This window comes from Rhodococcus sp. ZPP, assembly GCF_017656075.1.
Classification (GTDB): domain Bacteria; phylum Actinomycetota; class Actinomycetes; order Mycobacteriales; family Mycobacteriaceae; genus Rhodococcus_F; species Rhodococcus_F oxybenzonivorans.
This window is the reverse complement of sequence record NZ_CP058638.1, coordinates 4,948,769-4,973,070: the sequence shown is the minus strand read 5'-3', so window position 1 is coordinate 4,973,070 and position 24,302 is coordinate 4,948,769. Positions and strand designations below refer to the sequence as shown.

24 protein-coding genes and 1 pseudogene are annotated in these 24,302 nt (G+C 66.1%); 9 read left to right on the top strand and 16 right to left on the bottom strand.

The genetic code is table 11. The annotated features are described in order from the left end of the window. Positions 1–21: 21 nt before the first annotated feature. Positions 22–1,056, bottom strand: a complete 1,035-nt coding sequence (gene fbaA / locus HYG77_RS23020; protein ID WP_109332743.1) for a class II fructose-bisphosphate aldolase — start codon at positions 1,054–1,056, stop codon at positions 22–24. A gap of 251 nt (positions 1,057–1,307) precedes the next feature. On the opposite strand from fbaA, the gene HYG77_RS23015 reads away from it, so the two are divergent. Together HYG77_RS23015 and HYG77_RS23010 are read left to right on the top strand one after the other, a co-directional pair. Further along, complete coding sequence (locus HYG77_RS23015; RefSeq protein WP_230990265.1) at positions 1,308–1,991, top strand: VTT domain-containing protein; 684 nt, start codon at positions 1,308–1,310, stop codon at positions 1,989–1,991. A gap of 25 nt (positions 1,992–2,016) precedes the next feature. Then, positions 2,017–2,682, top strand: coding sequence for a DedA family protein (locus HYG77_RS23010; protein WP_109332745.1), 666 nt, complete (start codon positions 2,017–2,019; stop codon positions 2,680–2,682). On the opposite strand, the gene HYG77_RS23005 is transcribed toward HYG77_RS23010, so the two are convergent. The 5 genes from HYG77_RS23005 to HYG77_RS22985 all read right to left on the bottom strand — a co-directional run bounded on the left by HYG77_RS23005 (position 2,679) and on the right by HYG77_RS22985 (position 7,783). Continuing rightward, positions 2,679–3,809, bottom strand: coding sequence for a GTP-binding protein (locus HYG77_RS23005; protein ID WP_208960738.1), 1,131 nt, complete (start codon positions 3,807–3,809; stop codon positions 2,679–2,681). The two genes, HYG77_RS23010 and HYG77_RS23005, sit on opposite strands and share 4 nt — an antisense overlap. A 107-nt stretch (positions 3,810–3,916) precedes the next feature. Next, on the bottom strand, positions 3,917–5,272 hold the full coding sequence (locus HYG77_RS23000) for an LLM class flavin-dependent oxidoreductase (protein WP_208960737.1): 1,356 nt from the start codon (positions 5,270–5,272) through the stop codon (positions 3,917–3,919). 64 nt (positions 5,273–5,336) lie between these two features. Continuing rightward, positions 5,337–6,452 (bottom strand): glycoside hydrolase family 76 protein, encoded by a 1,116-nt coding sequence (locus tag HYG77_RS22995; RefSeq protein WP_208960736.1) that lies wholly within the window; start codon positions 6,450–6,452, stop codon positions 5,337–5,339. A 34-nt stretch (positions 6,453–6,486) separates the two neighbouring features. Further along, the gene (locus HYG77_RS22990) at positions 6,487–7,185 is read right to left on the bottom strand and encodes an RNA methyltransferase (RefSeq protein WP_208960735.1); all 699 of its coding nucleotides are present in this window, start codon (positions 7,183–7,185) and stop codon (positions 6,487–6,489) included. A gap of 4 nt (positions 7,186–7,189) precedes the next feature. Beyond that, positions 7,190–7,783, bottom strand: coding sequence for a DUF6636 domain-containing protein (locus HYG77_RS22985; RefSeq protein ID WP_208960734.1), 594 nt, complete (start codon positions 7,781–7,783; stop codon positions 7,190–7,192). Between the two features lie 101 nt (positions 7,784–7,884). On the opposite strand from HYG77_RS22985, the gene HYG77_RS22980 reads away from it, so the two are divergent. Further along, on the top strand, positions 7,885–8,331 hold the full coding sequence (locus tag HYG77_RS22980) for a hypothetical protein (protein WP_208960733.1): 447 nt from the start codon (positions 7,885–7,887) through the stop codon (positions 8,329–8,331). On the opposite strand, the gene HYG77_RS22975 is transcribed toward HYG77_RS22980, so the two are convergent. Further along, the gene (locus HYG77_RS22975) at positions 8,315–9,055 is read right to left on the bottom strand and encodes a lysoplasmalogenase (protein ID WP_208960732.1); all 741 of its coding nucleotides are present in this window, start codon (positions 9,053–9,055) and stop codon (positions 8,315–8,317) included. The genes HYG77_RS22980 and HYG77_RS22975 overlap by 17 nt on opposite strands. A gap of 104 nt (positions 9,056–9,159) precedes the next feature. Here HYG77_RS22975 and HYG77_RS22970 point away from each other — a divergent pair, with 104 nt between their 5' ends. Continuing rightward, the gene (locus HYG77_RS22970; RefSeq protein WP_109335310.1) at positions 9,160–9,801 is read left to right on the top strand and encodes a ScbR family autoregulator-binding transcription factor; all 642 of its coding nucleotides are present in this window, start codon (positions 9,160–9,162) and stop codon (positions 9,799–9,801) included. A 159-nt stretch (positions 9,802–9,960) separates the two neighbouring features. Here HYG77_RS22970 and HYG77_RS22965 read toward each other — a convergent pair whose 3' ends face one another. The 4 genes and pseudogenes from HYG77_RS22965 to HYG77_RS22950 form a co-directional block, all read right to left on the bottom strand. Continuing rightward, complete coding sequence (locus tag HYG77_RS22965) at positions 9,961–10,428, bottom strand: hypothetical protein (RefSeq protein ID WP_244373073.1); 468 nt, start codon at positions 10,426–10,428, stop codon at positions 9,961–9,963. A gap of 194 nt (positions 10,429–10,622) precedes the next feature. Next, the gene (locus tag HYG77_RS22960; protein ID WP_109332763.1) at positions 10,623–10,823 is read right to left on the bottom strand and encodes a DUF6186 family protein; all 201 of its coding nucleotides are present in this window, start codon (positions 10,821–10,823) and stop codon (positions 10,623–10,625) included. A gap of 1 nt (position 10,824) precedes the next feature. After that, positions 10,825–11,286, bottom strand: a complete 462-nt coding sequence (locus HYG77_RS22955; protein ID WP_208960731.1) for a hypothetical protein — start codon at positions 11,284–11,286, stop codon at positions 10,825–10,827. Between the two features lie 91 nt (positions 11,287–11,377). After that, positions 11,378–11,891: pseudogene (locus tag HYG77_RS22950) on the bottom strand (DUF1992 domain-containing protein). A gap of 330 nt (positions 11,892–12,221) precedes the next feature. Here HYG77_RS22950 and HYG77_RS22945 point away from each other — a divergent pair. From HYG77_RS22945 to HYG77_RS22935, 3 genes are all read left to right on the top strand, one after another. After that, positions 12,222–12,668, top strand: a complete 447-nt coding sequence (locus HYG77_RS22945) for a DUF4190 domain-containing protein (RefSeq protein WP_208960730.1) — start codon at positions 12,222–12,224, stop codon at positions 12,666–12,668. A 178-nt stretch (positions 12,669–12,846) separates the two neighbouring features. After that, positions 12,847–14,391 (top strand): NAD(P)/FAD-dependent oxidoreductase, encoded by a 1,545-nt coding sequence (locus HYG77_RS22940; RefSeq protein ID WP_208960729.1) that lies wholly within the window; start codon positions 12,847–12,849, stop codon positions 14,389–14,391. Further along, positions 14,388–14,843, top strand: coding sequence for an SRPBCC family protein (locus tag HYG77_RS22935; protein WP_159924828.1), 456 nt, complete (start codon positions 14,388–14,390; stop codon positions 14,841–14,843). Before HYG77_RS22940 ends, HYG77_RS22935 begins: the two co-directional genes overlap by 4 nt. Positions 14,844–14,917: 74 nt before the next feature. On the opposite strand, the gene HYG77_RS22930 is transcribed toward HYG77_RS22935, so the two are convergent. Continuing rightward, positions 14,918–18,829, bottom strand: a complete 3,912-nt coding sequence (locus HYG77_RS22930) for a WD40 repeat domain-containing protein (RefSeq protein ID WP_244373071.1) — start codon at positions 18,827–18,829, stop codon at positions 14,918–14,920. Between the two features lie 327 nt (positions 18,830–19,156). Here HYG77_RS22930 and HYG77_RS22925 point away from each other — a divergent pair, with 327 nt between their 5' ends. Both HYG77_RS22925 and HYG77_RS22920 read left to right on the top strand, forming a co-directional pair. Further along, on the top strand, positions 19,157–19,573 hold the full coding sequence (locus HYG77_RS22925) for a hypothetical protein (RefSeq protein WP_162603275.1): 417 nt from the start codon (positions 19,157–19,159) through the stop codon (positions 19,571–19,573). Positions 19,574–19,578: 5 nt separating this feature from the next. Continuing rightward, positions 19,579–20,979 (top strand): condensation domain-containing protein, encoded by a 1,401-nt coding sequence (locus tag HYG77_RS22920; RefSeq protein ID WP_208960728.1) that lies wholly within the window; start codon positions 19,579–19,581, stop codon positions 20,977–20,979. 69 nt (positions 20,980–21,048) lie between these two features. Here HYG77_RS22920 and pyrE read toward each other — a convergent pair whose 3' ends face one another. The 4 genes from pyrE to HYG77_RS22900 form a co-directional block, all read right to left on the bottom strand. Further along, positions 21,049–21,582: an orotate phosphoribosyltransferase gene (gene pyrE, locus HYG77_RS22915; protein ID WP_109332769.1), complete on the bottom strand. Its 534-nt coding sequence runs from the start codon at positions 21,580–21,582 to the stop codon at positions 21,049–21,051. 20 nt (positions 21,583–21,602) lie between these two features. After that, a complete protein-coding gene (locus tag HYG77_RS22910; RefSeq protein WP_208960727.1) occupies positions 21,603–22,430 on the bottom strand; it encodes an SDR family oxidoreductase in 828 nt (275 codons plus the stop codon). Between the two features lie 67 nt (positions 22,431–22,497). Then, the gene (locus tag HYG77_RS22905; protein ID WP_208963493.1) at positions 22,498–23,265 is read right to left on the bottom strand and encodes a hypothetical protein; all 768 of its coding nucleotides are present in this window, start codon (positions 23,263–23,265) and stop codon (positions 22,498–22,500) included. A gap of 95 nt (positions 23,266–23,360) precedes the next feature. Further along, entirely contained in the window at positions 23,361–24,242 is an 882-nt protein-coding gene (locus HYG77_RS22900; RefSeq protein WP_208960726.1) for a hypothetical protein, read from the bottom strand. Positions 24,243–24,302: the final 60 nt, after the last annotated feature.

The window sequence follows — 24,302 nt, the reverse complement described above, 5'->3', positions numbered from 1 at the left end:
AGGCGCACGAGCCCGAAGGGCCTATCCCGAGACCGAGCGTCCCGCGGACTTGAGGTCGTTGCAGGCCTCGATGACACGGGCGGTCATCCCGGCCTCGGCCTTCTTCAGGTAGCTGCGCGGGTCGTAGACCTTCTTGTTGCCCACCTCGCCGTCGACCTTCAGCACACCGTCGTAGTTGCTGAACATGTGGCCGACGATCGGACGGGTGAAGGCGTACTGGGTGTCGGTGTCGACATTCATCTTGACGACGCCGTAGCTCAGCGCCTCCTCGATTTCCGACTTCAGGGAACCCGACCCGCCGTGGAAGACGAAGTCGAACGGCTTGGCGCCGTCCCGCAGGCCGAGCTTCGCGACGGCGACCTTCTGGCCGGTCTCGAGCACCTCGGGACGCAGCTTCACGTTGCCCGGCTTGTAGACGCCGTGCACGTTGCCGAAGGTCGCTGCCAGCAGGTACTTGCCGTTCTCGCCGGTGCCCAGAGCGTCGATGGTCTTCTCGAAGTCCTCGGGGCTGGTGTACAGCTTGTCGTTGATCTCGGCTTCCACACCGTCCTCTTCACCACCGACGACGCCGATTTCGACCTCGAGGATGATATTCGCGGCCTTGGAGATAGCGAGGAGTTCCTTGGCGATCTCGAGGTTCTCGTCGATCGGAACGGCCGAGCCGTCCCACATGTGGGACTGGAAGAGCGGGTTGCGGCCGGCGCTGACGCGCTGCTGAGAAATTTCGAGCAGCGGCCGGACGAAACCGTCCAGCTTGTCCTTGGGGCAGTGGTCCGTGTGGAGGGCGATCGTGACGTCGTACTTCGCGGCGATCACGTGTGCGAACTCGGCGAGCGCGACAGCACCGGTCACCATGTCCTTGACGCCCAGACCTGAACCGAACTCCGCGCCACCGGTCGAGAACTGGATGATGCCGTCACTGCCCGCATCCGCGAATCCCTTGATTGCGGCGTTGATGGTTTCGGACGAAGTGCAGTTGATGGCTGGGAAGGCAAAGGAGTGCTCCTTGGCTCGACCAAGCATCTCGGCGTAGACCTCGGGAGTCGCGATTGGCACGGCGGCAGTCCTCCATAAACGTGTCGATTTCGGCGCACGCAATCAGCGCAGCGCGCGATGTGGTCCTAGCAGTATGGCAATACCGGTAGCCTACGTCGCCCGGTGGCTGTCGTGGCACCTCGATTCCGGGCCGTCCGAGACCCGGTCAGGAATCGTTGACCTGCAGTATTCCGATACTCCGCGCATACGCCGGTACGCTGAGGGCCGTGATTGTGCAGGCAGCATCGGATTCCGTGACCAACCTCGCGTTGATGCCGGGGTTCCTCGACCCGGTGAACCTCCTCAACTCCTTCGGCACCTGGGTGCTCGTCGGACTTCTCCTGGTCGTCTTCATCGAGTCGGGATTGCTGTTCCCGCTCCTTCCCGGCGACTCCCTCCTCTTCACCGCGGGCCTCATCGCGGCGTCGAAGTCGGCCGAGATCGAGCCGTTCGCTCCCATCGGCGTCCTGCTGATCCTGATCCCGATTGCCGCGATTCTCGGCGACCAGGTGGGCTTCTTCATCGGTAGCAAGGGCGGAACGGCGCTCTTCAAGAGCAACGACGCCCGGTTCTTCAAGAAGAAGTACATCGACGAGTCGCACGCGTTCTTCGAGAAGCACGGCCCGATCACGATCATCCTGGCCCGCTTCGTGCCAATCGTTCGCACGTTCGCACCGGTGGTCGCGGGCGCATCGCGCATGAAGTATTCGCTGTTCCTGACGTACAACGTGGTGGGCGGCATCCTCTGGGGCGCCGGCGTCACGCTGCTCGGATACCTGCTCGGTCAGATCGAGTTCATCCGTGACAACGTCGACATCATCTTCTTGTTGATCGTGTTCGTGTCGGTGCTCCCGATCATCATCGAGGTCGGCAAGCGTGTTCTCAAGGCCCGCCGGGGAGAGACGCCTGCTCCCGAGGCCGCGCGGCCCGTCTCCACCCCCACCGATCCCTCCTGATCGAGATCGAGGCAATGCGCTGACCATGGTCGTATCGGCATCTGGCACCTTCGGGCCCCTCGTCTCCGCCGGCCCCGCGCTGGTGTGGGTCATCGTGCTGGCGTTCGTCTTCATCGAATGTGCCGTCATCCTCGGGCTCTTCCTGCCGGGTGACTCGATGCTGATCACCGCGGGCATCGTGCTCGCCGGCCACGAGTCGGGGGCAGGTCACGTGTGGGCCCTGTCGGTCGGCGCGATGGTCGCCGCGATCTGCGGAAATCAGGTGGGGTACGTCATCGGGCACCGCACCGGCAACCGCATCTTGGCGCGCAAGGGCGGCAAGTACCTCAACTACGCCAACCTCCACCGAGTGAACATCCTGTTGGAACGGCACGGGTTCTGGGCTGTGCTCATCGCCCGGTGGATCCCGTGGGTGCGTACCCTCTGCCCACTCGTTGCGGGGGCAGCGAAGATGAACCACACCAAGTACACCGTCGCCAGCAGCATCGGCGCCGTGTTCTGGGCGCCGGTGCTGCTGCTCATCGGGTTCTACTGCGGTTCCTTCCTCGACCGAGTGTCGTGGCTGATGCCGGTGGTGTTGGGCGGCATGGTCGCGCTGCTGGTGATCGGAACTGCGGTCGGCATCTGGCACTACCGCCAGGAGATGGCCCGTCCACCCGAAGAGGTGGAAGTCGAGGAAGTTCTCGACTAGTGCTGATGCACCGCTTCCCACTCGGGCAGCGGGTCGTCGAAATGCACCCACTCGGCCGGACCGGACGCCCATTCGTCGTCGGTGAGGAGTGCCGGATCGAGGATGCGGGCAGGCGCCTCCGGGTCGAGCCGGACACCGATGAAGACGATCTCCTGACCGGGCGTCTCGTCTGCGGCCGACCACAACTGCGCCGGTTCGATCACCAGATTGGGTCCCGCCTGCGACCAGATCGCCGCAAGGTCCGGGCGGCTCGCTATCCAGCAGAACCCCTTGCTTCGTAGCAGTCCGGTGAACTGGCCCAGCGCCTGGTCGAGCCGTGCGGGATGGAACGGCCGCGTCGCCCGGTAGGTGACACTTCGGATCCCGTACTCCTCCGTTTCGGGTGTGTGGCCGCCCGCAAGCTCCTCCGCCCACCCAGGCGCCAGGGCAGCCGACTCCGGGTCGTACAAACCGGTGTCGAGAACCTCGGCCAGGTCGACCACACCACGCGTGGTGCGCTGGAGTCTCGCCGTCGGATTGAGTCTGCGCAGGAGGGCCTCGACCGTGCCGGTTGTGCGCTCGCTGACCAGATCGGTCTTGTTCAGCAGAATCACGTCGGCGAACTCGACCTGGTCGACGAGTAGGTCGGAGATGCTGCGCTCGTCGCCCTCTCCCGCCTCGAGGGCCCGCTCGTCGAGGCGCTCACCCCTCGCGAGCTCACCGACGAATGTCGACGCGTCCACCACTGTCACCATGGTGTCGAGCGCCGCGACCGTGCCGAGGCTGAAGCCGTCCTCGAATTCCCAGTCGAACGTGGCGGCGACGGGCATGGGTTCCGAAATGCCCGTCGACTCGATGACGAGGTGGTCGAACCGTCCCTCCTCGGCCAGGCGGGCGACCGCCTCGATCAGGTCCTCGCGGAGCGTGCAGCAGATGCAGCCGTTGGTGAGCTCGACCAGCTTCTCCTGCGTCCGATCGAGATGTCCCTGCCCTGCGACGAGGGCGGCGTCGATGTTGACCTCGCTCATGTCGTTGACGATCACGGCGACACGCCGGCCGTCCCTGTTGGCGAGGATGTGGTTGAGAAGGGTGGTCTTGCCCGCGCCGAGGAAGCCGGACAGGACGGTGACAGGAAGTGGACGAGTCATTCGGAAATGATAACTGTTTTCATCAACGAGCGATTCGGGCAGCCACTCCACCCGATGCCACTGTCGTCTACAGGACAGAACGCGGTGGCATCGGACGAAGGACGGGACTAGAGGGCCACCCTGCCCGACGTCTGCGCGTACTGGCTGGCCGGACGTTCCAGCCCAAAGTGGTCCCGCAGCGTCGTACCCGAGTATTCGGTGCGGAACAGACCCCGCTCCTGCAGGATCGGCACCACCTTCTCGGCGAACACATCGAGACCTCCCGGGTAGTACGGGGGCATTACGTTGAAGCCGTCGGCTGCGCCCTGGGTGAACCATTCTTCGATGGTGTCGGCCACCTGCACCGGCGTCCCCACGAACACTCGGTGTCCTCGCGCGCCCGCGAGGCGATGCAGCAGTCCTCGCAGCGTCGGACGCTCCCGCTGCACGATGCCTGCGACCACCTGCAACCGGCTCTGCTGGTTGTCCGTCACGTCGCCGGCGTCGCCGAACAACTCGGCGGGCACGGGGGCATCGAGGTCGAGGTGGCGCACCTGAGTTCCGGTGATGCTCTCGAGCTGGGCGAGGCCGTACTCAGGGGAGGTCAGCTCGTTGAATTCGCGTTCGAGATCCCTTGCCTGCGCCTCGGTGTCGCCGATGAACGGGCTGATTCCGGGAAGGATCTTCACGTGGTCGGGGTTGCGCCCGAACTGCGACGCACGTCGCTTGATGTCTGCGTAGAACGCCTGCCCGTCCGACAGTCGCTGATGCGCAGTGAAGATGGCCTCGGCGTACTGCCCTGCGAAGCTGCGGCCCTCGTTCGACGCACCCGCCTGTACCAGCACGGGGTAACCCTGCGGCGAGCGCGGCGCGTTGAACGGTCCGCGGACCCGCAGATGGCGTCCGACGTAGTTGATCTCATGAATTTTCGACGTGTCGGCGTAGACGCCCCTGTCCGTGTCGAGAACGATGGCGTCGTCTTCCCAGCTGTCCCACAGCTTGACCGTCGCATCGACGAACTCGCGTGCCCGCGCGTATCTATCGGCGTGGTCGGGATGACTGGAAAGGCCGAAGTTCGCCGCCGCCAGATCCGTTCCGGTGGTGACGATGTTCCAGCCGGCCCGGCCCTTCGAGATGTGGTCCAAGGAGGCGAACAGACGCGCGAGGTTGTAGGGCTCGAAGTACGTCGTGGACGCGGTGGCGATCAGCCCGATCCGCTCCGTGACTGCGGCGATCGCCGTCAGCAAGGTGATCGGCTCCAGCGCTCCGGCCGCGCCGTGCCCGGCATCGCTACGCAGCGCGGGACCGTCTGCGAAGAAGAGTGCATCCAGTTTCGCCGCCTCCGCGGTGCGGGCGATCTCCTGGAAGTAGTCGACGTCGAACAACCGCTCCGGTGACGTCAGCGGGTGACGCCAGGCCGATTCGTGGTGCCCGGCCGGATAGATGAACGCATTGAGACTCAGCTGCCGCTGTTGATCTGACATACCGAGATGTCTAGCAGCGCGGAAACCGCCTGCCCACGGTTAAGTTTCGTGTGATCGAAACGCACTACCGCCGGGGATACCCGGCGGCCGACACCGCGTGCGCCGCCTCCATCAGCATCCAGCCACCCAACTGGACGGAGAGGTCGCGTTCGGGGATGTCGGACGAACGCACCGTCCCCCCGGTGAACGCCGCGATATTCCTGCCGAGACCGGGAAGCCGGGCCTGCTTGCCCCAGTCGGCGCCGAACAAGGGCTGACCCTCGATCTGCAAGCGGTTCTCCCATGCAGCTTCTGCAGAGGTGAGCACGATCTGCGCTGCGATCTCCCGCGCGCGGATGTCGTCATGGTCCTCCCAGGGCAACATCACCGCAGTCAGCGCGAGATAGCGGGCGAGGATACCGTTGAACAGACCCCCGTCTCCCCCGCCACCGCCGCGAATGACCCCACCTGGAGCCAGGTGCTCGTCGACGGCGTCGATCAGCCGGTGAATGCGGCCTCGGTGCCGCGGCGCACCGAGACGCACCGCCAGCTCGGTTTCGAGCCCGAGGACGACCCCCTGGCAGTACGAATAGATGACCCTTTCGGCCTCACCGCCGCGATGGATCCCATCGATGACGAGGCCGGTGTTCTCGTCCAGCAGCGTGTCGTCGATCCAATCCGCGGTGGCCTGCGCCCGCCACAGTTTGCCTGTGCGGGCCAGCATGATTCCGGCCGGGCCGTTGGCCGGAGCGTTGTAGAAATCCGAGCCCTTGCGCCAGGGCAGCCCGCCACCGTCGGGATCCCAGGCATCGAACAGCTGGGATTCGAGTGTCTGCACAGCATTCCGGTTGTCGATCAAGTGCGTGCGCTGCGCGCGTTCGAGCGCGATGCCCAGCCACGCCATGTCGTCGTAATAATTGTTGGTCCAGCCCGTAATGTTCCGAAGGCGGTGACTGCGAGCGAGTTTCACGATCCGACGGCGGCGACGCGGAGTGGGGTCGCGTTCGAGTGCGTCGACGGCGCAGTCGATGAGGTGCGCCTGCCACCAGTAATGCCAACTGACGAACAACCGTTCACGTTTGACCGCCGGCCAGGCCACCACGCCCAGCGTGGTGCCCGGAAGGCCCCACAGCCGGCGAAGATGCCTGCTCACCACCGCTTCTTCAGCGGCGTCGGCGCGTGCCGACCACTCGTCCTGCATGAGGGTTGATCTTGCCTAGTCTCCGGGCGATCCGCTACCACGACCGACCGAGGTCGGCGTGCTCGCGCACCCACGCATGCATGGCAATGCCTGCCGCGACACCCGCATTGATGCTCCTCGTGGAACCGAACTGCGCAATCGATACGGTCATGGCTGCAACCTCTTTCGCCTCGTCGGTGACTCCGGGACCCTCCTGACCGAACAGCAGCATGCAGTCCCGCGGCAGGCTCGCGGTTTCGAGCGGAATGGAGCCCGGCGTGTTGTCCACGGCCACGATCGTGAGACCCTCCTCCCGCGCGAACTCGACCAATTCGTCGATGCTCGAGTGATGTCTGACGTGCTGGTACCGATCGGTGACCATCGCCCCGCGCCGGTTCCAGCGCCGCCGTCCCACGATATGAACCTCCGCGGCGGCGAAGGCGTTGGCCGTCCGCACCACGGTGCCGATGTTGGCGTCGTGCGCGAAGTTCTCGATCGCCACATGCAGCGGGTGGCGCCGGCTGTCGATGTCGGCGACGATGGCTTCACGTGTCCAATAGCGGTAGGCGTCGACCACGTTCCGTCGGTCACCGCCGGCCAGCAGTTCGGGATCGTAGCGGGGATCCGTCGGGACCGGTACGTCGTGTTCTTCCGTCCACGGACCGACACCGTGAGTATTCTCGCCCCACTCGGTAGGGCCCGGCTCGCCCGACTCGGCCAGGACCGGAAGTGAACCCACCTCTGCGCCAATCATGAAATCAGAACGTCTCGTTGGAGTCGGGTGAGACCGTGAATCCGTGGGACGTCTCGTCGTTGACACACGTGACAGCGGTCGCTGTGGTGTTGCAGGAGTATCCGAGTTCGGTGAGCTTGGATCCGGCAGGCAACACCGGGTCAGGTTCGGCATCGCCCGAGGTGTACACGAGGCCGCCGGCACACATGAACGCTCCCTCACCCTCGTTCTCGACGCGAATGCCGTGGCCCCAGTCGACCATGCAGTCTGCCGGCCGCGGCGGGACCGGACTGGTCGATCCCTGGCATCCCGCCTCCGTGCGACTCGGCAGCTTGATGATGCCGCACTGAAATGCGCCGTCCGGGGAGGTGAAGAAGTACGACTCGTTGTGCTCGTACGGAACGTCCACGAGGGTGGTGGTCGGTGCTTCCGTCGTCGTGGTCGGCGCGATCGTGGTCGTGGTGGTCGTGACTGGCGGAACCGTGGTGGTAGTAGTCACCGGCGCTGCGGTGGTGGTGGTCGTCGGCGGAGCCACCGCCTCGGACGAACCCCCACATGCTGCGAGCGTCAGAGCAGCACCAATGCTCAGACCTACCAACGACACCCGACGCCACGCCATACGGCCACCTCCACATGCTTGCCTGCTGCCGACACTGCACTCTAACGGCACCACTGCCCGGCGTCCCCGCGGCGGTCTACCCTGGACACGGAGGCACAACGATGAATCATCAGCGAATCGTGCGGACGGTCTGCTTCATCACAGCCGGTTACGTCATCGTCCTCGCAGTCTGGCTGGGATGGTTGATCGAGCACACTCCCGAGGCCACGATTCCGTACCAGATCATGGGACTGGTCGCCGCCTTCGGCTCAGCCCTGGGGTTCGGCATGATGGCTGCCGAACGACCCTCCCGGGCAGACCGCCAACTCGCGCGGCGCGGGCTCGAAGGATGGGCCAGCATCGAGCGCGTGACACCACTTCGTCGCACCCCCGACAACGGTGAATTGACCGAACTGGATCTGCGGTTGACCGTGCCGGGGTCCGAGAGCTACTCCGGACGCGTCGTGTACGAGGTGCGGCGCGAGGAGGCCACCCGCTTCGTGCCCGGCGAAACCATCACCATCCTGGTGGACCCGAACAATCGGGACCGCATCATGCTGTGTCCGTGACCCGGCGACCTGTGTTCCGACGGCGCAGCGCGAGCATCCCCTCGACCAGCCCCAGTTGCGCGGCGGCGTAACTGGCGAGGATCAGTCCTTCGGTCACAGCCCTGCCACGCTCACTTCGCACGAACAATCTCCGCACCACGATCAGCCCGTCCGACGCCGTGAACAGCACTCCGCCCAGACCGAGCCAGCTTCGCCGGTCGCCGCTCGGTACCGCCACGCTCGCAACGACGCCTGCGCCGGGGGCGAGGGACGGATCGGCAGCGAGTGTGGACGTCGTAGCCAAGGCTGATCCATAAGCAGTGAGGGGCGCAGCGACACCGGCGGATCGAGCCCGCAGCAACAGGGCCGCCCCGAGCCAGCCGGCCAGTCGCGGACCCCACGCCGCCGGAGTGGGACGCGCACCTTTGCGCAGCAACAAAGCCGAGTAGCACGCCTGCATGACCGCGAAGGCCGAGGCACCTCGCACCAGGCGGGCATCGTCATCCGGGTCGATCATGAAGACGTCACCGACCGTCGCGCCCGTGAGCCCGGCCAGCAATAGTCCCGCGTCCACGGAGTCGGTCGCGCCTCGCCGGCGTACGACCCGGGCCGCCAGTGCCGGAGCGATCAGGGGCTTCGCGATCTTCTGCAGTCGCTCGCGTCCGGTCACGGCGCCGACCACGGTGGCCACAGTCGCCCCCGCGAACACGATGTGCTCCAGACCCCAGTCATCCTTCGACGTCACATCTTCCTCCCACACTTGCGGTCGCGCCGAGGGTACCGCGCGCTCGAGTGGTTGACTGGAGGTTGGAATGCGACGGCGACGAGGGCGATCGTGAGGCACAGGTGATGGCAGTACAAGCACGCGCGGCAGCCACCCGCCATCAGGTCCTGGAAGGCGCCGCGCTCAGCTTCGAAAAGCTCGGCTACGGCGGCGCCAGCCTGAGCCGGATACTTGCGTACTCCAATGTCACGAAGGGTGCCTTGTACTTCCATTTCGAGTCCAAGGAAGCCCTCGCCTGGGCGGTGATCAAGGAGCAGCACGCCATGTCGATGCTGGCGGCGCAGCGAGTGCTCGCCACGGCACAGTCCCCGATGGAGGCTATCGTCCTGTGCGCCAAGGAAATGGCGCGGCAGCTACTGACCGAACCGATCGTCCGGGCGGGGGTCCGTCTCACCCTCGAGCTCGGCAATTCTCGCGGACCGGCCACCGATCCCTACATCGATTGGACCGACACGCTCGTGGCACTGGCCGCCAAGGCGACGGCAGCAGGTGAACTTCGGGCGACCGTCGATTCCGCGGCTCTTGCCCGCTTCCTGGTGAGTTCCTTCACCGGGATGCAACTCGTGTCCGAGGCACTGAGTGGTCGAGCCGACCTGTACGAACGCCTCGCCGACATGTGGGCGCTGCTGCTCCCCTCGATCGCCGCCCCCGACATGTTGCCCCGCTTACTCGAGCTTGCCGCCGCACGTGACGACCTCGCCTCCTGATTGCCGAGGCACAAAGCGAGCGCACGACGGCTCGCCACCCCGAACTCCGATGACGTCGATTCGGCCCATTCAGTTCTTAGGCAACATCATTCGGTTCTGCTTGGGATGCCCTCGTACCGCGACTGTCCCATCCCGCGACCCGCTCACCCCGCTTCGGGCTCACAGCTCCGGCACCGGCACGGCCCCGAAGTCGCCCTTGGACGGCGTCGACAGAATCCGGGCCAGCTCCGGATCGGAATGCACCTCCGCCGTATGGCGCCACGTCTCGTTCGTGCGGGCCGGCGGAGCCGGATTATCCAGCGACGAGCCCACCCGCAGCGACGCAATCAGCTCGTCGATTAAGTCGGCGACCTCCTCACCCGACAAGTAGCTCACCCACGGAAACGCCGCCGCGACGACCTTGCGGACCAGAACACCGTCATCCGAGTCCAGTAGGGCGTCGACCATCGCCGTCGCCGCCGCGAGCACCTCCCGCTCCTGCTCCGCCCGTACCGCCGTCATCAGGACCAGATCCTCGTCGTCTCGCCGAGTCACTCGCAGCGGCCGCGCCCCCGACCGCTGCCACTCCGATAGTGTCGCCTTTCCCTTGTTTGGGATATCCGAGAACGGCACCTCACTCAGAGACATGCTTTCGATGTACTTTCAAAGTGTGGTCGGCAAGGGCAAGGTGCTGCGAGCGAGGCACGGACGAGACCCCACCTCTACCTCGAGACCGACGAGCGCGGGCTGCACCACGGGGGTCGAGGGCGGCGAGCATTGAGGACCCGGCCCACCAGCACTTCCGGCACTACGGGCGGAACGGACGGCGGTTGACCGGGCGATCAGGGCAGGGTGTACCGGGCGAACACGTGCCACCCAGCGAAGGCCCAGAGGCCGACGAGAAGCAGTCGCCCGGGCAGCCGGGTCCACAGCGCGGAGACGACGCCCGCAAGGCTCGACCACCGTCCGCCGGTCCGGCGGCTGTACAACTCGATGCCGATGCCGGTGCCGATCAACATCAGCCAGATGATCGTGACTGTCATCTCACCCTCCCGCGGGAGAACGGGGTCGCACGCACCTGTGGTACATCCGGACGACTGCGCCCGCGCCGACGGCAAGCCATCCGCAGAACAGGACGAATCGAACCGGATGCCACGCCAGCGCATGATCGATCACCGTGCTGAGTGTGGGAACGGTGGTGGACCGGCCACCCAGGGCAAGACCGAGTCCTTCGAGGCCGGCGGCAACAAGGAGCAACACCAGCCACGGCAGCACCGAGCGTAGCGTGATCTCCCCTGCCCGTGGCGTGCCGTCCTCCCGAGAATCGGGGGCGCCGCCGATGACGGCCACACCCGCCAGGAGAACAACGGGTACCCCGACGGCGATGTAGGCGAGGCCGGTGAACGGCTCGAGTCCGGTTGCCCAGTATGCGTACAGCGCCGTGATCACCACACCGGCTGCACCAACAGCACTGGGCACGTCAACTTTTCGGAGAAGCGATTTCATCGCACCATCCACCCCTAGCCTGGTCCGTCGCGTGCTGCTCCGGCCGCCAGGGTCGTACCCGCGCAACCGTCGCCGCACGGGGCCTGACCGGTCACCGTCCCCGACGCCACCACCGCCGCGGTCGCGGCGTCGGCGGCTGCTTCTCTGCGGACGGCTGGTCCTCTACGGACCGCGGCAGCGATGGGGGCGGCGTGCGCACCGCTCGGCGCCCCATTCGCCACTGCGACACCACCTCGTCCGCGTCGACGGGGCTGACCGGCACTCGCGGCCCGGACGGCGCGCGCAACCAGGCCACGATCTCGAGGTTGAGCTAATGCACGATCTCGCGCACCGCGTCCTCCGACGGTATTCCGCGGACCGTCTCGGGGAGCCGCTCGATCTGCTTGCGCAGCTGCAGTGGCGTGGGCAGCAAATGCGTCGAGGGGCAGGTTCTCGCGCCGCAGATAACTTTTGACCCACCACAACTCGTCATCGACGTCGCCGGACAGTGGTATCGGTTTACCTGCTCCGGGAAGGTTGTCGAAGTCGCCGCGCTCCTGCGCCAGCCGGATCTGCTTGTCGATCCAGCTCTCGAAGCTCACCTCGGGAGGTTTGCGCTCGGTCATACACCGATTCTCCCAGGATGCGCGGCACTGCGGCAGCAAGTCGTGCGGTGCGGGATCTCCCCGAATTCGGCGCGGACCACGTCACCGACCCGCGGCGGACGCTCTGCATCCGCGCACCGATTCGCGGGACTCGCCGGCCAATCCCTCAGCATCCGGCCAAAGGGTTTGCGGATATGCGGCGCTACCGTCCCATATTCGCGAATCCGGCGTCGCCCTGCTCGCCGACCACGCCGCGACCGAGTAGGCACTCGGCCCCTCACCGATACGGTTTGAAGGCCACCGAACCGGGCATGCGTTGTACACCCCAGATCGACTACGCCGGAGGTAATGATGAGCAGACCACTGACAGGCCGCGGCGACGAAAACGACCCGCATCGAGTGACCGATATCGACGGTCGTTCCGTCGATGTCGAGCAACGAGTAGTCACCAAACCCGCACGTACCAGCACTGCTGCCGCCTTCGCCCTCGCTTTCGGCGTTGCCGCCCTCGTTTGCGTGCTGATCGTGATCCTGTCTCCGGTCGGACTGGTGCTGGGCATCATCGGGCTGATTCTCGGCATCCTCGGACTGAGGGCGTCCCGCAAGGTGGGTATCACCGGCAAAGGCGTGGCGATTGCCGGTACTGTACTGAGCGCACTGGCGATCGTCATCTCGATAGCTTTCGCGGCCGGAATGGTCACTGTGCTCAACAACGACAGTGCCGTCGAACGAATCGAGCAGGAACTCGACAAGATGCGGGACAAGCTGCCCGACAGCGTCGAGGTCCCCCAGCCGTAACTCTCCGGGTCACCCCTCGAGCTTTCCAGTCGCTCCGTGCGCCTTTCTGGTTGCCACCACTACCAGAAAGGCGCACGGGCGCGGGGCACCACTTGCCATTGCGCCTTCTTCCTTTTACTGTGACATCGAGTCCCAGTTAATTGCCGGTGACCGCTTCACCTCGGCCCAGGAAGAAGACATGACAGTGAGTGCCCCGCAGCAGGCCGGCATCGCCTCCCAGGCCTCCGAGGACGAACGGCATCTGTCGGTCGTCGTAGTCGGCGCCGGTCTGTCCGGCGTCGCCGCAGCGGTCAAGCTGGAAAAGGCCGGAATCACGGACTACCTCGTGCTCGAAAAGTCAGCACGCGTCGGCGGCGTGTGGCGGGAGAACACCTACCCCGGCTGCGGTGTCGACATACCCGCACCGGTGTACTCGTTCTCCTTCAATCCCAACCCGCAATGGCGGAGCAACTTTGCACTACAGCCGGAACTGCTGTCGTATATCGACGAAACGGTCGACAAGTTCGGCGTCCGATCCAAGATCTCGATGCACACCGAGCTGATCGAGGCAGCGTGGTCCGAAGACCGCCGACGCTGGGTCCTCGACACCACCCAGGGCACGATGGTCGCCCAGCACGTCATTTTCGCGGCAGGACCGATCACCGAACCGAAAACACCCGAGCTCCCCGGAATCGACAGCTTCGCCGGCGAGATCTTTCACTCGGCGCGCTGGAATCACGATGTCGATCTCACCGGCAAGAGAGTGGCAGTGGTAGGAACGGGCGCGTCCGCCGTGCAGTTCATTCCGGAGATCCAACCGGACGTGGCCCACCTGTACGTCTTCCAGCGCACTCCCGCGTGGGTCGTCCCACGTCTCGACTTTCCGTTCCCGCGCATGGCGCAATGGGTGTTCGGTCGAGTTCCGGCCGTACAGCAGGCATTTCGGCACGTTCTGGACGTGGTGCTGCGGACCCTCACCCTGGCGATGCGGCGCGAACGGACCGCACGCCTACTCAACCCCATCGGCACCCGCTGGCTCGCGACCCAGGTGCCCGACCCCGAGCTCCGAGCGTCGCTCACCCCGGACTTCACCTTGGGCTGCAAGCGACTCCTGCTGTCCAACACCTATCTGCCTGCACTGACGAAGCCGGGCGTCGAGCTGATTCCCCACGCGCTCGTCGCGGTCGACGGGCAGTCGGTGGTGGCCGCCGACGGCACCCGACGCGAGGTGGACGTCATCATCTTCGGTACCGGATTCGATGTGAGCCACCCACCCATCGCGAGCCGCATTCGCGGACGCGACGGGCGCCTTCTGTCGGAGAAGTGGGCGAAGAGTCCCGAGGCCTATCTGGCCACCACCACTCCGGGTGCGCCGAACGCCTACATCATGCTCGGCCCGAACATCCTGGTGTACAACTCGTTTCTCGGACTGGCCGAGACCCAGCTCGACTATGTCATCGACGGCTTGACCAAGGCCGAACAGCAGGGCATCGAAGTACTCGAGGTCCGCGAGGAGCCGTTCCGCGCTTTCAACGACGCCGTCCAGAAGGGCCTGGCCCCCACGGTCTTCAACAACGGCGGATGCAGTAGCTACTACCTCGACGCCGACGGCAAGAACTTCGCGGCCTGGCCGTGGTCCACCGGATCACTGCGACGCCGCCTCGCCCGATTCGACCTCGAGAACTACGCCGTCCGGCCTTACCGGCACTCGTCGTCCGCCCATTCCACAGGAAAGTCCTCATGATCGAAATTCATCACACCGCCGTAGCCCAAGCGCCGCTCGCCGCCTGTTTCGCGTATCTCGACGACTACACGCACGTGCCGTCCTGGCTTTTCGGGATCACCCAATTCGATCCGGTCGGCGAACCCGTCCGCGGACTCGGTGCCGTCTACAACGCGGCGATGCGGGTCGGCCCCAAGACGCTGGGCTCGGTCGTCGAGATCACGGCGTGGGAAGAGAACGCACTGATCCAGCTCGATTCGATCGACGGCCTCACAACCCACTCGCAGTGGCGATTCGAGGCCGTCAGCGAAGAAGCGACCCGACTGACCGTCGACTTCCACTACGAGCTTCCCGGCGGACTTGCCGGGAAGGCGCTGGCGCGAATCGTCGAACCGTTTGTGGCGCAGGCAATTCGTCACACCGACGCCACCCTGCGGCGTCAGGTGGAACAGGCGGCGCAGCGCTCGTCCTGACCCGGGTGGCGGGCATCCTGACCCGAGAACGAAGGCCGTCCGGCCGCGGACGCCGACTGATCTGTGCCCTGGTGTCAGCCACAGGGTGCTGCCACTGGCCCGTGAGCAAGCTGCTGCCACGATTCGACTGTCGAGGGATCGGGCGTGTTCGCGCACACCCTGGCCTCGGCAGTGTGCGGGTCGAGGTCGAGTACTCGAACGGCTCCGGCTTCCCCCGTCGCCATCAGCACGTCAGACCGGGCACCGAACGCAACTCTCCACCGGACCGTTCCATCCGGTACCAGTGAACCGCCCAGCGCGCGCAGGTGTAACACGTCCCAGATGCGCACGGACTGGTCGTCGCTCCCCGAGGCCAGAATCCGGCCGTCGGGACTGAACGCGACCGAGCGGACGGTGCTCGTGTGACCGGACAGCACCGCGGCTTCGCCTGGTTTGTCGCCGGTCTCCGCGGTGAGGGGCCACACGCGAATCGTCTGATCGTCGCTCCCGCTGGCCAGGGTGCGCCCGTCAGGACTGAAGGCGATGGCGTTGACCGCACCGTGGTGACCGCTCAAAGTCCGGACAGCACCAGGTTTTTCAGGGCGGGATACGTCCCACAATCGCACCGTCTTGTCACTACTGCCCGCCGCGAGGACACGTCCGTCGGGGCTGAAGGCAACGGCGTTGATCCATCCGGCGGCGCCGGAAAGCGCACTTCCCACCTGGACGGGACGCGCCCTGTCCGCGAGGCTCCAGAGGGTGAGTGACTGGTCGTCGGCAGCGGTGGCAAGCAACGCCCCGTCCGGACTGAAAGCCAACTCGTGGGTGTAGCGCGCGGCGATCTCGAGGGGTGGCCCGGCCGGAACGGCCATGCCGCCGGCGACGTTCCACAACTGCACCTCCCCGGTGCCCACGCCCGCGGTCGCGAGCACCGAACCATCCGCCGACAAAGCGACGTTCTCGACTCCCACACCGCCCCCCGACAGAAACCGTGCAGTGAGCACAGGCGGATGACCGTTTCCCATCCGCCACAAGGCAATAGTCCCGTCCCGGGACGCCGTGACGGCGACGGTTCCGGACTCGTCGAACACGGGTGTCGTGACCCGCAAGGTGTGTCCGGCGACGACTGCGGTCGGTAGCGCCCACTTTCGCACAGTCCCGTCCTGACCTCCGGTAACGACCGCCTTGCCGTCTCGGGTGAACACCGCAGTCGTGAGTCCGCCGCTGCTTCCAGCAAGGGGTTTTCCGAGCAACGTCGGCCGGTCCGGGTCGATCAGCGACCAAACCCGGGCGGTTCCGTCCCAGCTCGCGGAGACAAGCGACGAACCGTCGGGACCGAAGGACACCGACCAGACCGCGGCGTTGTGCCCGATCAGGGGTTCTCGGGTGGCGACCGGCGAACCCGGACGGTCGAGGCGCCACAGCCGAACGCTGTGATCGTCGCTGCCCGTCACGAGAAGTCGCCCGTCCGGGCTGAAAGCAACCGAATGCACTGTGTCGGCATGCCCGACCACCCGGCCGGACGCCGCGGGGTGCGCCGGATCGCTCAGATCCCAGAGCATCGCCGTGTGATCGTCGCTTCCCGTGGCGAGCGTTCGCCCGTCGGCGCTGAAAGCCACTGTGCGGACAGCGGCCGTGTGACCGCTGAGCGGTGCTGCACGATCCCCGACTGCGCTCGGATTTTCGATGTTCCACAGCCGGGTCGTTCCATCGTCACCGGCGCTCGCAAGGGTGCGCCCGTCGGGGCTGAACGCCACCATGTACACGGCTCCGGAGTGCCCGACGAGCGGCTGCCCCAGTTCGGTGGGACGGGCAGGATCGCGGATGTCCCACAGCCGGACTGTGCTGTCACCACTGCCGCTGGCGAGCATTCGCCCGTCGGGACTGAAGGCCACGCTGGTGACCCAGCTCGTGTGCCCGGTGAGGGATGCCGCGAACGAGCCGCGGGTCCCGGTGGCCGCCGGGTTCCACAATCGGATCGTTCGGTCGTAACTGGCGGACGCGACTACTCCGCCGGGCCCGACAGCCACGGAATAGACTGCACCGTCGTGGCTTCCGAGCCGGTCGGCGAGCGGGGCATTCTGTGACGCGAGCAGCATCGACCTTGCGGTCTCGTCCTGAGGCCGCAGCTGGGTCGCGAGCAACGAAAGCCGGGCCGACATGGACGGATCGGGGTTCTGCGTGCGCGCGGCCTGCGCGAGAATTTCCGCGAACTGTGCCGTCGTGCGCTCCTCGTCGGCAGCCACTCGCTGCGCGTGCGCCGTAAGTGCCGCGATCGTGGTGAGGACGGTCAGCAGCGCCAGCGCGGTGACAGCTCCTCGGCGTCGCAACCGGGCGAGACGGTCGTGTCGCCTTCCCGCCGCCAGGAAAGAACGCGTCGACGCACCTATACGGCCTGCGCGACTGTCCGCTTCCCACCGCAGCGCCGCATCCAACCGCACGCCCCGGTAGAGCAGCGAACCGTCACGGTCATGCCTCTCCCACTCCAGGGCGTCCTTGTCGATTCGCTGATGCAGGACGGCGACCGCCCGATCCTCGCTCAGCCACATGGCAAGCCGTGGCCACGCCTCGAACACCGCGTCGTGCGCGAGTTCGACCCCCGACGCGTCACGGGTCACCAGCCGCGCAGCGGTCAAGGCATTCATCGCGCTGGTTCCGGCACTGGTATTCGAACATCCCTCGAGGACCTGCGGGGGGCTCAGGGTGCGCCGAGTATCCGGACCGTCATCGCCGACAGCGACGAGCCGCATCAGTATCTGCCTCGCCGCCACCTGTTCCGCCGGGGTCAGCGCTTCCCAGACCGCCTCCGCGGTACGCGCGACAGCACCGCGTACCCCGCCCACGGACTCGTAGGCCCTCACGGTGAGGGAATCACCCGCCCGTGCCTCCCACGTTGCCAAGAGGGCGTGCCCCAGCAGCGGCAGCGCACCCGAGCTGTATACCGCGCCGTTTCCGTCGCCGAGGTCGCGCACGATGATGTCGACGAGGCCGGGCTCGAGCGGAACACCCACCAGGGCGGCAGGACCGCTGACGGCCGTCCGAACCTCGTCACGCGTCATGGGTCCGAGAACCATCTGGCCCTCTTGGAGACGGGCCGCCAGATCGGGGTAGTCCACACACCGCTCGTAGAAATCGGCGCGCACGGCCACCACCACCGCGTCGACCGGCGTTTCGGAATACGCGCGGCTTCGCGCGGTCTGCACGAGCACACCGACGAAGCGTCGCCGAACATCCTCGTCCCGGCACTGTGTGAAGAGTTCCTCGAACTGGTCGACGATCAGAACGCACGGCGTCTCCCGCTCCTCGCCGAAGGAGCGCTCGAGTGTGCCGACGGGGTCGCGGCCCGGAGAGAGGGTCACGACGGAACGGCCCCGTTCCAGCGCCGGGACGAGCCCGGCGTGGAGCAACGACGTCTTCCCCGAACCGGACGCCCCCACCAGAACTGTCAGCGCGACGTCGACATCGTCGTCGAGCACCGCGGTGAGGAGAGCCAAGGTCGCCCGTTGCCTTCCGAAGAAGTACCGGCTGTCCTCGACACCGAAGGCTGCCAGCCCGCGGTACGGGCATTCGGCGGTTTCGGGCCCCTCGTCGGTGGCCCCCGCGGAGCAGCCGCGAGCCGCGTCACCGCGCGCCGGTTCGCTGCGCTGCGCCCGTTCCCAGAGCACCTGCCACTGCCGGATCGAGTAGAGCCCGTCCGCACGCGGGCCGGGATGTCGGGTCCGGGCCGCACCGATCAGGACCCGCAGGGTCGGGACCAGGCCATCGAACCGGGCCGGCACAGTGCGACCGGTGCGCCAGTCGGAGAGGCGTTGCGCGGACACGAACACGGCCCGTCTCGACTCGGTGACGGGAATCGTGGAGTTCGCGCGATCGGCGAGCCGTTTCAGAACGGGGCGACCGGCCAATTCGTAGAGCAGCGCAAATCGTTCAGCGAAATATACTCGGGGGTGATCGTGGTCACCGGGATATTCCATCAGCACTCCGAGTTCGAATTCCCGCACACCCATGGACACAAGGGTGCGCAGTTGTTATCGCAGATCCGGGACCGGCGATCCAAGTGTTTGAGACCGAGATCATAGAACTACCGCTCCGCCACGAATGTCCGCTTCACCGGGCCGGATCCGGTCCGGATGGAATTTTATGCCGCGCTACCAGGACCGATGACATCGGTGTCCGTTTCGGGTGAGCCAAGACGGGCTTTTCGGACAATGCTTGTCCCGTCCACCGATCAATGGCCCGCAATCAATGGCCGCATCGGACTCCTCGATCCACACTCGGCATTCTCCGAATAATGCCCAAAACTCCATTCTCCGCACGAAAGGGCATATCCAGATATGAGGCAATTCTTCGTCATCCTCGCCGCCGCACTGATCGCAATGGCCGCAAGTATTGGCTCGGCCGGTGCGGCTCCCGCGGCTCCCGCGACGTCCTCGACCACCGCGACCGTCACACCGGATACCGCCGATTCTGCCGGCCTGATCGGACCCGCGAGTGCTGCCGACGCCGCAACGGCCGCACCGTCGGCGGCCGGGTCGATCATCGTGAGAACGATCCGCGAATGCGGTATCGGAGCGCTGGTGGGCAAGACCACCGACGAACTGACGTTGCAGAACGTCGTCGTGTTCGTCAACGCCGTCGGGCAGAGGCTGGCCGCGGTCGCCGCGGGCCCGCTGGCCATCATCACCGTCGCCGCCTACGGATGCATCGACCGCGCCCTCACGAGCCTGCGCCCGGACAGCGGAGAACGCTGATGCACGTGACCTCGATCGATCGCTACGACATCGAACCCGGCACGCTCACAGAATGGACCCTGCGACCAACTGCGGCTTCACTGAAGTCGGATATTCCGCCCAGCTACAACCAGCGTTTCCACCTCGACACCGCCCGGGCACACGGATTCGGTCGCAGCGTGTGGATGGCAGGCAGCCTGGATCTGCCGGGCACACTCGACCGCAGCGCTGTACGGCGCACATTCGAGATATTCATCCGTAGGCACGACGCCCTGTGGACGGGCTTCGACGTCCATCCCACACGCATCGAGCGCCTCATGGTGCCACCGGATGCCGTTGCGCTGAAAGAATCGGATCCCGTCCGGTTCGACGACCCCGTGTCGCTCCGCGCACACCTGCGCACCCGCTTCACCGCGGAGTGCGACCCCCTGACGTTTCCCGCCTATCTTTTCGCCATCGTGCAAAGGCCCACATCGAGCACCGTCATCGCGGCGTTCGACCACACCATCGTGGACGGGCTGTCCCTCGTGATCGCGTTGCGCGAACTACGGCAGATCTACGACCTGATCACGTCGGCACCGGTGATGGACGACACGCAGATCGGAAGGGTGCTCGGCGACCCGGGAAGTTTCATTTCGTACTGCGAAACGGAAGCCGTGGATACGGCCGTCGACGACAGCGATCCGAGAATCCGGGTGTGGTCGCGGTTCTATGAGCGCTGCGGTGGGACAGCTCCCACATTCCCCCTGGACCTCGGCGTCGAGGAGGGAAGACCGGCGCGGCAGGCGTCCGATGTCCGGTTGCTCCTCGACGGTCCCGACACCGCACGGTTGGAAGAGAACTGCCTACGAGCAGGAGGCAGCATGTTCACTGGTGTGCTGAGCGCAATCGGTACCGCGTTGCAGCGGGAAGGCGGCCCGCTCCACCTGCCACTGCAGTTTCCCCTCCACACCCGCCACAATCACCGGTGGAAGGACTCCATCGGGTGGCTCACTGCCACTGCCCCCATCGTGGTTCCGGTGTCAGCGTACGGGTCGTTCGAGTCGACGCTGACCGGCACTCACGCGTCGTTCCGCACCGCACTCTCGCTGAAGGGGCTGTCCATGGAACAGGTGCGTCGTGGAGTGGGTGACGGATACCGGCGAACCCGAACCGACCTGTTCATGGTCTCGTACATCGACTACCGCAAAGTCGCCTGCCCCGAACAGCTTCGGGCGATGAACGCACACCACATCAGCAATGTGACGGTGTGCGATGACGCCCAATTCTGGGTGTCGCGTACCGGAGAGGGGCTGTCGCTACGTTCGCGATATCCCGATACGGCGACGGCGCATTCCACGATCTCCCGGTTCCTCGATCAACTGGAATCGGTGTTCACCGAGGTCGTCCGCAACGACATCACGACACCGGTCCCCGCGTATTCGTAATACGCACCGACCCGCTCCCCGAAGTGGCAGCGACGGGGTGATCACCCATCTTCCCGTCGCTGCCCTGAGTCAGTTCAGTCCGAGATCTGCGAGGCCGAGCAGCGACCGGTACTCCAGCCCCTCGGCCGCGATCACGTCGTCGGCTCCGGTGGCACGGTCGACGACGGTGGCAACACCGACCACGGTGGCGCCCACGTCACGGAGCGCCTTCACCGCGGTCAGGGGGGAATTGCCGGTGGTGGTCGTGTCCTCGACAACGAGAACCCGCTTGCCGACCACGTCCGGTCCCTCGATCTGGCGCTGCATCCCGTGCGCCTTGGCTGCCTTACGGACGACGAACGCGTCGATCGGCCTGCCCGCCGCGTGCATGACGGCCATCGCCACCGGGTCGGCTCCCATCGTGAGTCCACCCACCGCGTCGAAGTCCCAATCCGACACCAGCTCACGAAGCAATTTCCCGATCAGCGGGCCGGCCTCGTGATGCAGCGTCGCGCGGCGCAGGTCCACGTAGTAGTCGGCTTCCTTGCCCGAGGACAACGTCACCTTGCCGTGCACTACAGCCAGCTTCCGCACCAGCGCGGCCAAATCCTCGCGATCACTCATGACAGAAACCCTACCCACCGCTACGTGCGGCCACGGCCCCGGCCGACCACGTTGGTGAGGCGACGCACAACGCTCTTCGGGACCAGCCGTCCGACCGAAGTAAGCACCTTGTACTGGGCGCCCGGGACGCTGACGACCTTTCCCTTCTCGAGATCCGCCAGGGAGGCCGCCACCACTTGCTCGACGCTGAGCCACATGACCTTCGGGATGGAAGTCATTTCGATTCCGGCGCGTTCGTGGAACTCGGTGCGAATGAAGCCCGGGCACAACGCCTGCACGCGAACACCTGTCCCCGCCAGACCTCCCGACAACCCCTCGGAGAACGAGATGACATACGCCTTGCTTGCCGAGTAGGTGGAGCCGCGGCCGGAGAGAAGCCCGGCCACACTGGCCACGTTGATGACCGTGCCGTTGGCCGACGCGATCATCGCCGGCAGCGCCGCCCGGGTGAGCTGCATGACGGCAGTGACATTGACGTCGAGCTGAGCCTGCAGCAGCCCGGGGTCTGCGGTCCAGAACTCACCGGAGGTGCCGAAGCCCGCGTTGTTGACCAGTACATCGACGCCCTGGTTCAGACGCCCGGCCACTTCCAATCGACCCGCGGTCGTCGCCAGATCGGCGGCGAGGATCTCGCACTCTGTGTCGAACCTCGCCTTGGTCTCGGCGGCGAGCTCGCGCATCCGCCCTTCGTCACGGGCGACGAGCACCAGGTCGTAACCCAGCGAGGCGAACTTGCGAGCGAACCCCGCGCCCAGCCCGGAGGTGGGGCCGGTGACGAGGGCGACCGGTCGCGTAGGGGCTTCGTCGGAAGCGGACGGGAGGTCGGCGGAGCTCGAAGGCGTCGACATACCGGTGACGGTAGCAAGGCGCGGCACGCATGTGCGCGGTTAACGAGTCCCTGGACTCGTCAACCACTCACGAGCGGGGGCGCCCCTGGGGAGGACGACCACCGGCCGGCGGGTGCGGCGCCGCGGCACGCCCCTCGGCTGGGCGCCCCTCGGCTGGGCGTCCCTCGGCTGGGCGCCCTTCGCGCAGTCGTGGCCGGCTCGGGTCGTGAGGTTGACGGTCGAGTTCGCGTGGCTCGATGACCGGCGGGAGGACGTGCAGCAGACCGGACAGCCGGGCCACCGCCTCGATCGCCGAATCCCATTCGCGCCCGGTGCTGTTGATGGGCAGCGAACCAAGGGTCCACTCCCCCTCGCTCCACAGCATGTTCACGTGCGGAGGAACCGACTCGGTGAAGGCGACCATCCGCTGATCGCAGACGCGGCGCGCGATCTCGAGGTCGGTGGCGAAAACCACCCGCGGCCCGATGGCCCCCAGCAACTCGAGGTCTGCATCCTTGGGCGGCGGCGTCGACTTGAGCCGGAGGTCGATGTCGACATCGGAGCCCACTTTGCGATGCACCGCGACGATGGTCGCGGTTTCCTCCAAGTCGAACAGGATGAACGACTCACCCCGGCGTTCGCCCCGCACGACATCGAGGGCGCTGAGGTATTCCTGCTTGGCCATAGCGGCGCGGTGGAATTTGGCCGGCAACCGTTCTTCGACGCTCTCGTAGGTGTAGCCCTGAGCCTTCGCCCAGATCTGCCGCACACGGCCGGTCTGATCGCGCCGCGAGCGATCGAAATAGAGCAACGCACACGCGCCTGCGAGTGCGATCAACGCCAGTACGAACCACATTCCCGTCATCGGTGATCAGCCTAGCGAGTCGACGGCACAATCGGACCATGCGGTACCGGGACACCCCGTGTAGGACGGCGCCGAGGACACGTTGGTCAGTTGCCGCCGAGGCGGGGCAGCTCCGTGCTGATGATCGTCTCCGCCATCATCGAGCCGTTCTCGATCTTGGTGCCCTGAACCATGACGGTGAATCCGGGCTTCAGATCGGCGACGGTGGCCCCGTCCAGGGCGATCACGTTGGTCTGGGGGTTGGTCTGCACCATCACCTGTGATCCGCCGATGGCGTCGAGGGTCAGCGTCGTGCCGTCGTTGGCGCTGATCGTTCCGAACGCAGCACCCGCCTCGCCGATGGCCTCGCCGATCCCGCCGGGGAGCTGGTCGAGCGGCGACTCGGAGGTCGTGGAGGGGGGCGCGCTGGTCCTCGGCGGTGCGGTGGTCGCAGGCGGGCGTGACGTGGTCGGCGCCGCCACCGTCGACGACGAGGAGTTGTTCGGCGCCGACGTGAAGAGCGCGATACCGAAACCGATGACGGCGATCAGCAGCAAGGCAGCCGCAGCACCGGCTATCCACGTGGCGACGCGGCGCGGCTTCTTGTCGTCAGGATCCTCACCCGGCGGCTGAGGCGGGTACTGGGGGTTCGGGTACTGGGCATGAGGATATTGCCCGGTGGGATACCCGCCGTAGTACTGCTGCGCGTCGTACGGCGGATAGGCCTGCGTGGCGTTGGGAGGCGGCGCCCCCGAGTCGAATCTGGGGTCGTACGGCGGGAGCGCCTGCGTGGGGTTCGGCTGGTTCTGCCCGTACGCCGCGGTGGGGTCGGATGTGTAGAACTGTTGCGTGGGCTGTTCGGGGGTGCTGCCCAGGTACTCCGTCCGCTGCTCGTCTCGCGACCACGACTGCGTGCCGTCGGGTCCCGATGTCGCCGAGTCGTCGTATGCGCGTTCCTGAGGAGTACGCGGATCGTCGGGGTTCGTCATGGTCGGGGCCCCTCCCTCGGGGTGTGGTTGCCGGTCGAACATGCTCGTGCGGCCTTCGCG

Coding starts and splice junctions, on each gene's coding strand:
- HYG77_RS23015 (WP_230990265.1), top strand. CDS start 1,308: ATGCCGGGGTTCCTCGACCCGGTGAACCTCCTCAACTCCTTCGGCACC.
- HYG77_RS23010 (WP_109332745.1), top strand. CDS start 2,017: ATGGTCGTATCGGCATCTGGCACCTTCGGGCCCCTCGTCTCCGCCGGC.
- HYG77_RS23005 (WP_208960738.1), bottom strand. CDS start 3,809: ATGACTCGTCCACTTCCTGTCACCGTCCTGTCCGGCTTCCTCGGCGCG.
- HYG77_RS23000 (WP_208960737.1), bottom strand. CDS start 5,272: ATGTCAGATCAACAGCGGCAGCTGAGTCTCAATGCGTTCATCTATCCG.
- HYG77_RS22995 (WP_208960736.1), bottom strand. CDS start 6,452: ATGCAGGACGAGTGGTCGGCACGCGCCGACGCCGCTGAAGAAGCGGTG.
- HYG77_RS22990 (WP_208960735.1), bottom strand. CDS start 7,185: ATGATTGGCGCAGAGGTGGGTTCACTTCCGGTCCTGGCCGAGTCGGGC.
- HYG77_RS22985 (WP_208960734.1), bottom strand. CDS start 7,783: ATGGCGTGGCGTCGGGTGTCGTTGGTAGGTCTGAGCATTGGTGCTGCT.
- HYG77_RS22980 (WP_208960733.1), top strand. CDS start 7,885: ATGAATCATCAGCGAATCGTGCGGACGGTCTGCTTCATCACAGCCGGT.
- HYG77_RS22970 (WP_109335310.1), top strand. CDS start 9,160: ATGGCAGTACAAGCACGCGCGGCAGCCACCCGCCATCAGGTCCTGGAA.
- HYG77_RS22965 (WP_244373073.1), bottom strand. CDS start 10,428: ATGTCTCTGAGTGAGGTGCCGTTCTCGGATATCCCAAACAAGGGAAAG.
- HYG77_RS22960 (WP_109332763.1), bottom strand. CDS start 10,823: ATGACAGTCACGATCATCTGGCTGATGTTGATCGGCACCGGCATCGGC.
- HYG77_RS22955 (WP_208960731.1), bottom strand. CDS start 11,286: ATGAAATCGCTTCTCCGAAAAGTTGACGTGCCCAGTGCTGTTGGTGCA.
- HYG77_RS22945 (WP_208960730.1), top strand. CDS start 12,222: ATGAGCAGACCACTGACAGGCCGCGGCGACGAAAACGACCCGCATCGA.
- HYG77_RS22940 (WP_208960729.1), top strand. CDS start 12,847: ATGACAGTGAGTGCCCCGCAGCAGGCCGGCATCGCCTCCCAGGCCTCC.
- HYG77_RS22935 (WP_159924828.1), top strand. CDS start 14,388: ATGATCGAAATTCATCACACCGCCGTAGCCCAAGCGCCGCTCGCCGCC.
- HYG77_RS22930 (WP_244373071.1), bottom strand. CDS start 18,829: ATGGGTGTGCGGGAATTCGAACTCGGAGTGCTGATGGAATATCCCGGT.
- HYG77_RS22925 (WP_162603275.1), top strand. CDS start 19,157: ATGAGGCAATTCTTCGTCATCCTCGCCGCCGCACTGATCGCAATGGCC.
- pyrE (WP_109332769.1), bottom strand. CDS start 21,582: ATGAGTGATCGCGAGGATTTGGCCGCGCTGGTGCGGAAGCTGGCTGTA.
- HYG77_RS22910 (WP_208960727.1), bottom strand. CDS start 22,430: ATGTCGACGCCTTCGAGCTCCGCCGACCTCCCGTCCGCTTCCGACGAA.
- HYG77_RS22905 (WP_208963493.1), bottom strand. CDS start 23,265: ATGTGGTTCGTACTGGCGTTGATCGCACTCGCAGGCGCGTGTGCGTTG.
- HYG77_RS22900 (WP_208960726.1), bottom strand. CDS start 24,242: ATGACGAACCCCGACGATCCGCGTACTCCTCAGGAACGCGCATACGAC.